This is a genomic window from Microbacterium sp. NPDC060132 (genome assembly GCF_042729675.1).
Classification (GTDB): Bacteria; Actinomycetota; Actinomycetes; order Actinomycetales; family Microbacteriaceae; genus Microbacterium; species Microbacterium sufflavum.
The window spans coordinates 2,052,521-2,065,754 of sequence record NZ_JBHWXU010000001.1; the positions used below are offsets into that span (position 1 = coordinate 2,052,521).

At 70.4% G+C, this 13,234-nt stretch carries 10 protein-coding genes; 7 read left to right on the forward strand and 3 right to left on the reverse strand.

Features of this window, described 5'->3' with window-relative positions:
- The first annotated feature begins 75 nt into the window (after positions 1-75).
- The 6 genes from ACFWCH_RS10085 (at position 76) to ACFWCH_RS10110 (ending at position 10,175) form a co-directional block, all read left to right on the forward strand.
- Positions 76-4,677 carry an ExeM/NucH family extracellular endonuclease gene (locus ACFWCH_RS10085; RefSeq protein WP_378803468.1) on the forward strand — a complete coding sequence of 1,534 codons (4,602 nt, stop codon included), beginning with the start codon at positions 76-78 and terminating at the stop codon, positions 4,675-4,677.
- Between the two features lie 121 nt (positions 4,678-4,798).
- The gene (locus tag ACFWCH_RS10090) at positions 4,799-5,311 is read left to right on the forward strand and encodes a DUF3817 domain-containing protein (RefSeq protein WP_136033563.1); all 513 of its coding nucleotides are present in this window, start codon (positions 4,799-4,801) and stop codon (positions 5,309-5,311) included.
- On the forward strand, positions 5,308-6,894 hold the full coding sequence (guaA, locus tag ACFWCH_RS10095) for a glutamine-hydrolyzing GMP synthase (protein WP_136033560.1): 1,587 nt from the start codon (positions 5,308-5,310) through the stop codon (positions 6,892-6,894). Before ACFWCH_RS10090 ends, guaA begins: the two co-directional genes overlap by 4 nt.
- A 48-nt stretch (positions 6,895-6,942) precedes the next feature.
- On the forward strand, positions 6,943-8,331 hold the full coding sequence (locus ACFWCH_RS10100) for a glycosyltransferase (protein ID WP_206251651.1): 1,389 nt from the start codon (positions 6,943-6,945) through the stop codon (positions 8,329-8,331).
- A 118-nt stretch (positions 8,332-8,449) separates the two neighbouring features.
- A complete protein-coding gene (locus ACFWCH_RS10105) occupies positions 8,450-8,878 on the forward strand; it encodes a YciI family protein (protein WP_136033557.1) in 429 nt (142 codons plus the stop codon).
- A 25-nt stretch (positions 8,879-8,903) separates the two neighbouring features.
- Positions 8,904-10,175: an RNA polymerase sigma factor gene (locus ACFWCH_RS10110; RefSeq protein ID WP_378803469.1), complete on the forward strand. Its 1,272-nt coding sequence runs from the start codon at positions 8,904-8,906 to the stop codon at positions 10,173-10,175.
- A gap of 134 nt (positions 10,176-10,309) precedes the next feature.
- Here the strand turns inward: ACFWCH_RS10110 and ACFWCH_RS10115 are convergent, their stop codons facing one another.
- Both ACFWCH_RS10115 and ACFWCH_RS10120 read right to left on the reverse strand, forming a co-directional pair.
- Positions 10,310-10,582 (reverse strand): GlsB/YeaQ/YmgE family stress response membrane protein, encoded by a 273-nt coding sequence (locus tag ACFWCH_RS10115; RefSeq protein WP_136033553.1) that lies wholly within the window; start codon positions 10,580-10,582, stop codon positions 10,310-10,312.
- Between the two features lie 159 nt (positions 10,583-10,741).
- Positions 10,742-11,668 carry a Bax inhibitor-1/YccA family protein gene (locus tag ACFWCH_RS10120; protein ID WP_136033551.1) on the reverse strand — a complete coding sequence of 309 codons (927 nt, stop codon included), beginning with the start codon at positions 11,666-11,668 and terminating at the stop codon, positions 10,742-10,744.
- Between the two features lie 90 nt (positions 11,669-11,758).
- On the opposite strand from ACFWCH_RS10120, the gene ACFWCH_RS10125 reads away from it, so the two are divergent.
- Positions 11,759-12,745, forward strand: coding sequence for a glycerophosphodiester phosphodiesterase family protein (locus tag ACFWCH_RS10125; RefSeq protein WP_378803470.1), 987 nt, complete (start codon positions 11,759-11,761; stop codon positions 12,743-12,745).
- A 10-nt stretch (positions 12,746-12,755) separates the two neighbouring features.
- Here the strand turns inward: ACFWCH_RS10125 and ACFWCH_RS10130 are convergent, their stop codons facing one another.
- Positions 12,756-13,154, reverse strand: a complete 399-nt coding sequence (locus tag ACFWCH_RS10130) for a YccF domain-containing protein (protein ID WP_136033547.1) — start codon at positions 13,152-13,154, stop codon at positions 12,756-12,758.
- Between the last annotated feature and the right edge of the window lie 80 nt (positions 13,155-13,234).

A 13,234-nucleotide genomic window follows, 5' to 3' on the forward strand; every position in this document is an offset into this window, starting at 1 on the left:
CAGCGTCCTGAGCAGGGTCGATACACGATCGAGGAGACAGCACCGATGATGTCCGCTTCAGAGCACGGGGAGCCCATGACCCCCCTCTCGCACCGCAGAATCAGGGGGCGCATCGGCGCTCTCGCCGTGACCTGCGTCGCCACCCTGGGCCTCGGCTCGCTGGTCGCGACGCCCGCCGTCGCCGATCCGACCGGGACCGGGGTGGTGATCAATGAGGCGTACCTCTCCGGAGGCAGTGCCGGTGCGGCGTACACGAACAAGTTCGTGGAGCTGTACAACCCCACGTCCGAGGCGGTGTCGCTCGACGGCATGTCCCTGCAGTACCGCTCGGCGACCGGCTCGGCGGCGTTCACCGGGATCGCGCCGCTCACCGGCAGCATCCCCGCCGGCGGCTACTTCCTGGTGCAGGGCAACAGCAACGGCACGAACGGCGCCGCGCTGCCCACGCCCGACGCGGTCACCGGCCTCACCCCGAGCGGCACGAACGGCACCATCGCCCTGGTCGAGGGCACCACGGCGATCACGCTCGCCCCCGGGTCCGCGGCGGGAGCCGACGGCGTCGTCGACCTGCTCGGCTACGGCACCTCCAACACGTTCGAGACGAAGGCGGCCACGGCGCCGTCGGGCAACACCGACGTGCGGTCGCTGAACCGCACGAACGGCGCGGACACCGACGACAACGGCGTCGACTTCTCGCTGTCCGCCACCATCACCCCGCAGAACTCCGGTGGCACCGACCCCGGCACCGACCCGGGCACCGACCCCGGCACGGAGCCGCAGAAGGCGACCATCGCCGAGGTGCAGGGCACCACCGACGTCTCGCCACTGAACGGCACGCGCGTGCAGGTCGAGGGCGTCGTCACCGCCGACTACCGCACGGGCGGCTACAAGGGCATCGTCATCCAGACGCAGGGCTCGGGCGGCGCGACCGACGCGACCCCCGGCGCCTCCGACGGCGTCTTCGTCTTCCTGAACGCGCTGGCCCCCACGCTCGCGATCGGCGACCTGGTCTCGGTCACCGGCACCGTGAGCGAGTACTACGGCCAGACGCAGGTGAACCCGGCCGCCGCGGCGGACGTGACGGTGGTCACGCCGGGCGTCGGCGTGCCCGCGGTCACTCCGCTGCCCGCCACGGTGCAGGGCGCCGACCGGGAGCAGTACGAGAACATGCTCGTCGCGCCCGAGGGCACCTACCGCCTGGCGTCGAGCCACCAGCTGTACAACTACGGCACGCTGTGGCTGAACGCAGGAGATGCCCTGGCCGTGAAGAGCACCGAGACCACGCGTCCCGGTGCCGACGCCGCCGCGATCGCCGCGGCCAACCGCGCCAACCGCATCCTGCTCGACGACGGCTGGTCGATCCAGGTGACCAACAGCGGCCACCCGGGTCAGCAGCCCTACTTCACGAAGGACCAGGTCGTCCGCAACGGCGACACGGTCGACTTCGGCGACAACGGCTACGTGCTGCAGTGGGGCTTCGACGACTGGCGTCTGCAGCCGGTCGTGCCGATCGACGACTCCTCGCCCGCCGAGCTGAAGGTCGGCTTCGCGGCGACGAACCCGCGTCCGACGGAGGCGCCCGAGGTGGGTGGCGACGTGCAGGTGGCGTCGTTCAACGTCTACAACTACTTCACGACGCTGAAGAGCGAGAACTCCAACGCGCGGGGCGCCGCGAACGCCGCGCAGTTCGCGATCCAGAAGTCCAAGATCGTCGCGGCGATCAACGGCCTCGACGCCGAGATCGTCTCGCTCATGGAGATCGAGAACTCGGTCAAGCTCGGCAAGCCGGTCGACACGGCGCTGAAGGATCTGGTCGCCGGCCTGAACGCCGACGCCGGCAGCGACGTGTGGGGCTACGTGCCCACGCCCGAGGCGCTGAACGATGCGGCGACGACCGACTACATCACCAACGCGATCATCTACAAGAAGGACGCCGTGAAGCGGGTCGGTGACAGTCTCACGACGACCGACGAGTCCGTGTGGGGCAACGCGCGCGAGCCGATCGCACAGGCGTTCGACATCGACGGCCGCGTGGTCACCGTGGTCGCGAACCACCTGAAGTCGAAGTCGCCGCCCGAGGGTGCGGGGGCGGAGCCGGCCGACGGCCAGGGCTTCTTCAACGCCGACCGCGTGGCGCAGGCGAACGCGATCCTCGCCTTCACGGCGGAGCTGGAAGAGACGACCGGCAGCAGCGACATGCTCCTGATCGGCGACTTCAACGCCTACGGCAAGGAAGACCCGATCGACGTCTTCACCTCGCAGGGGTGGAGCGACCTGGTCGCCGACGAGACCGACGGTCAGTACACGTACACGTTCGACGGCGAGCTCGGCTCGCTCGACCACGTGATCGCGTCGCCGTCGCTCGTCTCGTCGATCACCGGCGCGGGCGTCTGGGGCATCAACTCGCCGGAGTGGAGCGACCGCGGCTACGCGTTCGGCGCCACCGAGGAGGGCACTCCGTACCGCTCCAGCGACCACGACCCGATCATCGTCGGCGTCTCCGCGGAGATCCCGCCGGTGAGCATCGACGTGGTCACGGTGAACGACTTCCACGGCCGCATCGAGGCCGACGGGGCCGCGGCCGGTGCCGCGGTGCTCGCCGGTGCGGTGCACCAGTTCCGTGACGCGAACCCGAACCTGATCTTCGCGGGAGCAGGCGACCTGATCGGCGCGTCGACGTTCACCTCCTTCATCAACGACGACAACCCCACGATCGACGCGCTCAACGCGGCGGGCCTCGACGTGAGCGCCGCGGGCAACCACGAGTTCGACCAGGGCTGGGAGGACCTGCGCGATCGCGTGCAGGACCGTGCGGACTGGGAGTACATCTCGTCGAACGTGTTCGTCACTGAGACCGGTGAGCCCGCGCTCGCCCCGGCCTGGGTGAAGGAGGTCGACGGCGTGCGCGTCGGGTTCGTCGGCGCCGTCACGGAAGACCTCGACTCGCTGGTGTCCCCGGAGGGCATCGCCGATCTCGAGGTGCGCAGCATCGTCGACTCCGTCAACGCGGTGGCCGACGACCTGCGCGACGGTGACGCGTCCAACGGCGAGGCGGATGTCGTGATCCTGCTCGTGCACGAGGGTGCCGAGAGCACCGCGCTGTCGGCCATCACGGAGGACTCCCCGCTGGGTGAGATCGTCTACGGGGTGGACGACGACGTGGACGCGATCGTGTCGGCGCACACGCACCTCGCGTACAACCACGTGATCGACGGTCGCCCCGTGGTCTCCGCCGGTCAGTACGGCGAGAACCTCGGGCTGATGAACCTGCAGGTCGACCCGACCACGAAGGAGCTGCTCTCGATCACCAACGAGATCAAGCCGCTCACGGCCGCCGGCAAGCCGCTGTACCCGGCGGTGCCGGAGGTGCAGGCGATCGTCGACGCCGCCAAGGCCGAGGCCGACGTGCTGGGCGCCGTGAAGGTGGGTGACATCACCGCCGACTTCAACCGGGCGCGGCAGACGAACGGCTCGGAGAACCGCGGCGGCGAGTCCACGATCGGCAACTTCGTGGCCGACGTGCAGCAGTGGTCCACGGGCGCCGACCTGGCTCTCATGAACCCGGGAGGCATCCGCGCGAACCTCACGTACGCGTCGTCGTCCGCGAGCGATCCGAACGGCAACGTCACCTACCGCGAGGCGGCCACGGTCCAGCCCTTCGCCAACACGCTGGTCACCCTGACCCTCACCGGCACGCAGCTCAAGGGCGTGCTCGAGGAGCAGTGGCAGCCGGCGGGGTCGGCACGTCCGTTCCTCAAGCTCGGCGTCTCGAAGGGTCTCGTCTACACGTACGACCCGACCGCGGTGCAGGGCTCGCGCATCACGTCGATCACGCTGAACGGCGCCCCGGTCGACCCGGACGCGCAGTACACGGTGGCGGCGAACTCGTTCCTCGCGGCGGGTGGCGACAACTTCGCCACCTTCAAGGAGGGCGCGGGCAAGCGCGACACCGGCAAGATCGACCTGCAGTCGATGGTGGACTGGTTCGACGCGAACAAGACCGCGACGCCCGATCTCGCCCAGCGCGCGGTCGGCGTGACGCTCAGCCCGGCCGATGCCGACGGGTACAGCGCCGGCGACCAGGTGACGGTGTCGCTCTCGTCGCTCGCGTTCAGCGGGGGAGAGGCCGCACCGGGCGAGGTGACGCTGTCGCTCGGCGACACGGCGCTCGCCTCGGGCACGGTCGACCCGGCCGTGGTCGACACCACGGACGAGGGCGGCCGTGCGGCGCTCACGTTCGCGGTGCCGTCCGGGGTGTTCGGCGACCAGGTGCTGACGGTGAACGTCCCCGCGACGGGCACCACGGTGCAGGTGCCCCTCACGATCGCCGGCCAGGAGGAGTTCGCCGGCACGATCGAGCTCGGCTCCTCCAAGGTGGCCGCGGGCAAGAAGCTCACGGTCACGGGCGAGGGGTATGTGCCGGGCGAGACCGTGACGATCGCGCTGCAGCCCAAGAAGGGCGCGGCGGTGCAGGTCGGCACGGTGCAGGTCGGCGCCGACGGGACGTTCACCACGCAGGTGACCGTGCCGAAGAGCGCACAGCCGGGCAAGTACACGGTCTCGGCGGCTCAGGCCGACGGTGACGCGGCGACCGCGACCGTCACGGTGAACCGTGCGGGCGGCATCGTCGGCGCGATCATCGACTGGCTGTGGGACCTCATCTCCGGCTGGTTCTGAGTCCGGAGCGGATGATCGCAGCGGAGGCCGTCGGGAGCGATCCCGGCGGCCTCCGTCGTGCCGCGGGAGACGGAGCCGCCGGCCGGATTCGGCATCGGGCGACCCCGACTAGACTGGACCCATGCCCGAACCGAAAGTCGCCAGCTTTCCGGCGATCCGCGGTGCGCTGAAGTTCTACCAGATCGCGTCGATCATCACGGGAGTCATGCTGCTCCTGCTGTTGACCGAGATGGTGCTCAAGTACACGCCGATCCACCTCGAGCTCTTCGCGGGAGGCTCCGGCGGACCGCTCTGGTTCGCGGGCGTGATCGCGGGCCCCGACTGCCAGTGGTGGTCGCTGTTCGCCCCGATGACGAACTCCTGCGAGATGACGTCGCTGGGCGACGGCTTCAACCTGTCGCTGTTCATCCTGGTGGCCCACGGCTGGTTCTACGTGGTCTACCTGTTCGCATGCTTCCGCATGTGGAGCCTGATGCGCTGGCCGTTCCCGCGGTTCATCCTGCTCGCCCTCGGCGGTGTCGTGCCGCTGCTGTCGTTCTTCATGGAGGCCATCGTCGCCCGTGAAGTGAAGTCCTATCTCGCCACCCGGGAGGCCGAGGAGGCCTCCGCGACCGCCCCGGAAGGTGTCCGTTGACCGAACAGTCCGAGACCCAGCAGCGCCCCGCGCTCGTCGTCGACTTCGGCGCGCAGTACGCGCAGCTGATCGCCCGTCGTGTGCGGGAGGCCGGCGTCTACAGCGAGATCGTGCCGCACACGGCCACGGCCGCGGAGATCGCCGCCAAGAACCCGGTGGCGATCATCCTGTCCGGCGGCCCGTCGTCGGTGTACGAGGAGGGGGCGCCGAAGCTCGACCCCGCCGTGTTCGACCTCGACGTGCCCACGCTGGGCATCTGCTACGGCTTCCAGTACATGGCGCAGACCCTCGGCGGCGAGGTCGCGAACACCGGGCTGCGCGAGTACGGCGCCACTGATGCCGTGATCTCCGGCGACGGCGGCGTCCTGCTGGGCGGGCAGCCCGCGGAGCAGAACGTGTGGATGAGTCACGGCGACCAGGTCGCGAAGGCGCCGGAGGGCTTCGAGGTCCTCGCCACGACCGAGGCGACCAAGGTCGCGGCGTTCGCGAACGAGGAGCGCCGTTTCTACGGCGTGCAGTGGCACCCCGAGGTCAAGCACTCCGACCACGGCCAGCGCGTGCTGGAGAACTTCCTCCACAAGGGCGCGGGCCTCGCGTCCGACTGGAACCCCGACAACGTGATCGCCGAGCAGGTCGAGCGCATCCGCGAGCAGGTCGGCGACGCCCGCGTCATCTCGGCGCTGTCCGGCGGCGTCGACTCCGCGGTCTCGACCGCCCTCGTCCACAAGGCCATCGGCGACCAGCTCACGGCGGTGTTCGTCGACCACGGGCTGCTCCGCAAGGGCGAGCGCGAGCAGGTCGAGAAGGACTACGTCGAGTCGACCGGCGTGCGGCTCATCACGGTCGACGCGGCCGAGACCTTCCTCGGACACCTGAAGGGTGTGACCGACCCGGAGGAGAAGCGCAAGATCATCGGCCGCGAGTTCATCCGCGCGTTCGAGAAGGTGCAGCTCGACCTGGTCGAGGAGGCGAAGGCCGACGGCGGCGCCCCGGTGAAGTTCCTCGTGCAGGGCACGCTCTACCCCGACGTGGTGGAGTCCGGCGGAGGCGCGGGCACCGCGAACATCAAGTCGCACCACAACGTGGGCGGCCTGCCCGACGACCTCGACTTCGAGCTGATCGAGCCGCTGCGGGCCCTGTTCAAAGACGAGGTGCGTGCGATCGGCCGCGAGCTGGGCATCCCCGAGGCGATCGTCGGACGGCAGCCGTTTCCGGGGCCCGGCCTCGGCATCCGGATCATCGGTGAGGTCACCGCTGACCGTCTCGAGATTCTGCGTGAGGCCGACGCCATCGCCCGCGAGGAGCTGACGAAGGCGGGTCTCGACCAGGAGATCTGGCAGTGCCCGGTGGTGCTGCTGGCCGACGTGCGCTCGGTGGGCGTGCAGGGCGACGGCCGCACGTACGGCCACCCGATCGTGCTGCGTCCGGTGTCGAGCGAAGACGCCATGACCGCCGACTGGACGCGCCTGCCGTACGACGTGCTGTCGAAGATCTCGAACCGCATCACGAACGGGGTGCGCGACGTGAACCGGGTCGTGCTCGATGTCACGTCGAAGCCCCCGGGGACGATCGAGTGGGAGTGACGGGGGCCGAGTGATCGGCTCCCGCGTCCGCCGAGGAGGTGCGAGACGATGACCGAGGAGTCCCCACCCGTGCTTCCGGACGCGGACTACCTGGTGCTGTCCAGCCGCCTCATCCCGGGGCTCGACGGCGGATACACGATCGCGACCCTCGCCCGCGCCCGGATGCTGGCCGCGGCGGGCGTCGGCGACGGCGCCGGACCGGAACTGCTGACGTTCGATCCGGGTACCGCCGCCGACCACGCGGAGCATCGACGGGTGTTCACGGAGCGCGGCGCGCTGTCCGACCCGGGGCGGATGCGCAACCTCTTCGATGAGGCCATCGCACCGGAGGGCGGGGCGGCTGCGTGGCTGCGGGAGACCGCCGATGCCGCCGTCGTCGCCGACCCCGACGTCGAGTACCGGGTGCTGCGCGACGTCGAGGGCCGCCCGTTCGCCGCGCTCCCGGTGATCCCGGGCAACCCGGACTGGCACCTGACCGACGAGCCGGTGCTGGTGTACGACGCCGCGGGAGTAGTGGCCGGCGCCCTGCACGGCTTCCGCGGCCTGTACCGGGCGTGGCTCGACCACGTCGTGGCCGCCTCGGGCGACCGTCGCGTCGTCGTGATCTGCGAGTCGCGGCAGCTGGGCGAGCTCATCGCTGACTGGGACGACCCGCGCGTGCGCATCGTCCACACGATCCACACGATGCACGTGGAGGCGCCGTACACGCCGGACGCGACCATGAACACGCTGTGGACGCGGTGGTTCCGCCTGGCCGACCGCTTCGACGCGGTGGTCTGGCCGACCGCGACGCAGCGTGACGACGTGGTCGCGCGTTTCGGGGCGTCCGCGAATCACGTCGTGGTGCCCAACCCGATCGCGCCGGTCACGGCCCGCGCCGACCTGCGCGAGGATGGTCTCGTGGTGGTGCTGGGACGTCTCGCGCCCGGCAAGCGCATCGACCACGCGATCCGTGCGTTCCTCGCCGCCGATGTCGCCGGCACGCGACTGGAGATCTGGGGCACGGGGCCGGAGCAGGAGCGGCTGGCGGCGCTGATCGCCCAGCTCGACGCGGGCGACCGCGTGGTGCTCGCCGGGTATGCCGACGACCCGGCCACGGTGCTCGACCGGGCGTCGCTGCTGCTCACGTCGACCGCGTTCGAGGGGCAGCCGCTCGGGGTCGTGGAGGCGCTGCTGCACGGCACACCGGTCGTGTCGTACGACGTCCGCTACGGCATCCGCGATGTGCTGGGGGCGGGTGGCGGCGTGCTGGTGCCCGCGGGCGACGAGGGCGCACTGGCGACCGCGCTCCACGATCTGCTGACCGATGCCGATCGTCTGGCCGTGCTGCGCGCCGAGGCGCCGTCGGTCGCGGCGGCCTGGAGCCCCGAGCGCTCCCTCGCCGCCCTCACGGGCGTGGTCGCCGAGGTCTCCGCCCGCCCCTCTCGACGCGCCTGATCCGCGGCGGCGCGGACGTCGGCGGAAAAGTTCTCCGTCGATGTCGATCCGGGCCGTTCCCGTTCGACGTCTTCAGTGAGAGGGTCGAGAGACGGCCCCATCCGACAAGGAGAACATCATGAAGTTCATGCTCATCATGCGCGCGACCGACGACGCGGTGGCGGCGTACCAGGAGATGCCCTTCGAGCAGGTCATCGAGGCCATGGGGCGGTACAACGAGTCGATGATGAAGGCGGGCGTGCTGGTCGCCGGCGAGGGCCTGACGGATGCCGCGGAGGGCTTCGTGGTGGACTTCAGCGCCGACAAGCCGCTGATCACCGATGGCCCCTACGGGGAGACGAAGGAGCTGTTCAACGGCTTCTGGATCGTGGAGGTGTCGTCGCGCGAGGAGGCTGCGGAGTGGGCGAGCCGTGCGCCGCTCGGACCCGGGTCGTACCTCGAGGTGCGCCGCGTGACCGGCCCGGAGGACTTCCCCGCCGACAACGAGTGGATCGAGAAGGAGGCGGGCTGGCGCGAGGAGCAGGCCCGCCGCGCCGAGCAGCAGTGACCGCCGGCCGATGGACGCGCACGACATGACGGCACGCTCCGCCCCCGCAGAGGGGTCGGCGGAGCGGGCCGTCGCCGCGGTGTGGCGCATCGAGTCCGCACGCATCGTGGGCACGCTCACCCGCATGGTCGGCGACTTCGGGCTCGCCGAGGATCTGGCGCAGGAGGCGCTGGTCGACGCACTGCGCCAGTGGCCCGTCGACGGGGTGCCGCGCAATGCGGCCGCGTGGCTCACCGCGGTCGCCAAGCGCAAGGCGGTGGACGCGTGGCGGCGTCGGGAGCGGCTGGACGACCGTCTGGCCCTGATCGCGCACGACCTGGAGCGCGAGCAGGCCGAGGTGCGGGATCCGTGGGACCCCGATGAGGTCGACGACGACGTGCTGCGGCTCATCTTCATCGCGTGCCACCCCGTGCTGTCGAGGGAGGCGCAGGTCGCGCTGACCCTCCGCGTGGTCGGCGGGTTGTCGAGCGAGGAGATCGCCCGGGCGTTCCTGGTGCCGACCGCGACCGTCCAGCAGCGCATCGTGCGGGCCAAGAAGACGCTCGCAGCGGCCCATGCGCCGTTCGAGGTGCCGCCGCGCGACGAGCATGCGCAGCGGCTCGGGGCGGTCCTGGGCGTGCTGTATCTGGTGTTCAACGAGGCGCACGCGGCGAGCAGCGGCCCGGAGTGGATGCGTCCGGAGCTGAGCGAGGAGGCGATCCGTCTCGCGCGCGTGCTGGCGGCGCTGATGCCGCGCGAGCCGGAGGTGCACGGTCTGCTCGCGCTGATGGAGCTCACCGCCGCCCGGTTCCCGGCCCGCCGCGACGCGAACGGCGAGCCGGTGCTGCTCGCGGATCAGGATCGTGGCCGCTGGGATCGCAGTCGCATCGTCCGGGGTCGCGCCGCGCTGGCGACGGCGGACGGGCTGGGACGCGGTCGCGGGGTGTACGGCCTGCAGGCGGCGATCGCGGAGTGCCATGCCATCGCGGCCTCGGTCGACGACACCGACTGGGATCGGATCGTGCTGCTGTACGAGGCGCTCGGTCGCCTGGCCCCGTCCCCGGTCGTGGAGCTGAACCGCGCCGCGGCGGTGGCGATGGCCACGGGCCCCGCGTCGGCGCTGCGCATCGTCGACCAGCTCGCGGCGTCGGGCGCGCTGCGCGGCTATCACCTGCTCCCGGCGACGCGTGGCGAGCTGCTGCGGCGTCTCGGGCGGGAAGACGAGGCCCGCAGCGAGTTCGCGGTCGCCGCGGGCATCGCGGGCAACGACCGCGAGCGTGCGCTGCTGGAGCGCAAGGCCCGCGGGGCGGTGAGCTGAGCCCCGCCGTAGGGCCGGGCCATCCCCGCGAGGACGGGTCCGGGGGAAACGAAAAGACCCGCCCCTCACGGATGCTGTCGCAGCCGTGAGGGACGGGCGTGATGACGCGGGGGCGCGTCGAGTGGGGTCGCGCGTCAGTCGTTGACCTTCTGGCCACGGCCGACGATGAGGCCGTAGATCAGCAGCACGATGATCGAGCCGCCGATGGCGAGGAGCCAGGTTCCGAGGTCCCAGAACTCCGTGAGAGGACGGTTGAGGATCAGGCTGCCGAGCCATCCTCCGAGCAGGGCGCCGACGACGCCGAGCAGCAGCGTAACGAACCACCCGCCTCCCTGCTTACCGGGCAGGATCAGCTTGGCGATGGCTCCGGCGATGAGGCCGAGGAGAAGAAAGCCGAGAAAGCTCATGGTCAGCTCCTTGATGTCGGGAGCCCCGGGGTGCCGGGGCTTCGTGATATCCACAGTGCCGCGATCGGCAGTCGCGTGCCAACCCCTTGCGCCGCACTCCCCGGATATGGCAAGAGGCCCGCCTCCCCGAGGGGAGACGGGCCTCTGTCGCGACGGGCGTCAGTTGTTGCCGCGGGCGATCGCGATGATCCGCAGGATCTCCACGTACAGCCAGACGACGGTGACCATGATGCCGAAGGCGCCGAGCCAGCCGTACTTGCGGGGAGCGCCGTTGCGCACACCCTGCTGGATCTGGTCGAAGTCGAGCACCAGCGAATACGCGGCCATGATGACCACGAGCACGCCGATGATCAGACCGAGCGGGATACCCATGATCTTCGCGCTGTACAGACCGAAGGCTTGCTCAGCGGGCAGGACGTTCGTCCACATCAGCACGAGGTTCAGCAGCGAGAAGACCAGATAGCCGATCATGGCTACGAGGAAGATCTTGGTGGCCTTCTTGGAGGCACGGATCTTGCCGCTCGCGAACAGTGCCAGGGTGACGCCGACCACAGCGATCGTGGCGAGCGTCGCCTGCAACACGATGCCCGGCCAGCGGACCTCGAAGAACGCGGAGATGCCGCCGATGAACAGGCCCTCGAACGCCGCGTAGGCGAAGATCAGCGCGGGGCGGACCGTCTTGCGCGAGGTGAAGGTGATGACCATCGCGAGCACGAAGCCGCCGAGCGCGCCGATGATCCACGGCAGCATGTTGACGGTGTTGCCGCCGTACGGGTCGAAGCGCGGGGCCGAGATGCCGCCGAGGGTCCACACCCAGCCGACCGCGGCGGTGACGAGGAGGATCGCGAACAGTCCGGCGGTCTTCCACACCGTGTCCTCGACCGACATGCGGTCGGTCTCGATGGCGCCGGCGGGCGGCGCCGCGTACATGCCCTCGAGCTGTGCGTTGGTGGCGGCGTCGACGGAGGCGTGCGTGAACGAGGCGTTCTGCGCACCCTGAGCAGCCTGCGGAGCGCCGGGATACGTCGCGACGTTGCGCGGGTCCTGCTGCTGGAACGCAGGATTGTTGAAAGCGAAGTTGCTCATTGGTGGGCCTCACTCCAAAGGGGGGTAGTAGGTCGCTTTCCTCCACGATACCCGGGCGGCGACACGCGCGGGGTGTTCTACGCTGTGAGCGTGCCCAGGAAAAACCCGCTCGTGATCGGGCATCGCGGAGCCCCCGGCTATCGCCCGGAGCACAGCCGCTCCTCCTATGAGCTCGCGCTGGCGATGGGCGTGGACGCGGTCGAGCCCGACGTGGTGGCCACGAAGGACGGGGTACTGATCGTGCGCCACGAGAACGAGATCTCGGGCACGACCGACGTCGCGGAACACCCCGAGTTCGCCGATCGCCGGACGACCAAGCGCGTGGACGGCGCGACGCTGACCGGCTGGTTCACCGAGGACTTCACGTGGGACGAGCTCGCCACGCTGCGCACCCGCGAGCGGCTGCCCGAGGTGCGGGTGTCGAGCGCGAGCTTCGACGGGGGCCAGGCGATCCTGCGGCTGCGTGAGGTGCTCGACCTCGTGCGCGAGGGGTCGGTGGAGCACGGCAGGGAGATCGGCGTGGTGTTGGAGGTGAAGCACGCCACCTACTTCGCGAGTGTCGGTCTCGACCTGGCGCCGCTCATCGCCGCGGAGCTGCGCGAGGCCGGATGGGCGGACGGCGCGCTGCCGCTGGTGATCGAGAGCTTCGAGTCGACCGTGCTGCGGCAGCTGCGCGCGCTCGGGGTGCCGGCGTCGTACGTGTATCTGATCGAGGCGAAGGGGCGTCCGTACGACCTGGCCGTCGCGCAGGGGAAGCGGGCGCGCACGTACCCCGAGACGGTCACGCCCGTGGGGCTCGACGCGCTGGTGGGTGAGGTGGACGGCATCAGCGTCGACAAGAAGATGCTGCTGGCCGAGGGGAACACGATCGTCGCGGATGCCCACGCCCGCGGCCTGTCGGTGTTCACGTGGACCTGCCGCCCCGAGAACGCGTTCCTCGCCCCGCGGTTCCGCGGCGACGGCGGGCGCGGGGCGTTCGGCGACTACGAGGCCGAGTGGGACGTGATCGCGCGGCAGGGCGTGGACGGCGTGTTCGTCGACCACCCCGACCTGGGTGTCGCGTTCTTCCGGGGCTGACGTCCGCGGGTCAGAGCGTGCGGTCGAAGGCGCCGCGGCGGGTGGAGACGATCTCCTTGCCGAGGGGCATGAGGGAGACCGGGATCATCTTGAAGTCGGCGATGCCCATCGGGATGCCGATGATGGTGACGCACAGGGCGAGGCCGGAGACGATGTGTCCGATCGCGAGCCACCAGCCCGCGAGGATGACCCAGAGCACGTTGCCGAGGAACGAGCCGACGCCGGCGGTCGGCTTGCTGACGACCTCGCGGCCGAAGGGCCAGATGGCGTAGCGGGCGATGCGGAACGAGGCGATCGCCCAGGGGATGGTGACGATCGGGATGCACAGCAGCACTCCGGCGAGCAGATAGCCGAGGAAGAGGGCCCAGCCGGCGAGGATGACCCAGATGATGTTGAGGATCGTGCGCATTCTGCGATTGTGTCATCCGGTCGCGGGCGCGGCTGGGGATCCGCCCGGAGGTCCCGGGTGGGCGCGCGAACCGATGCCAG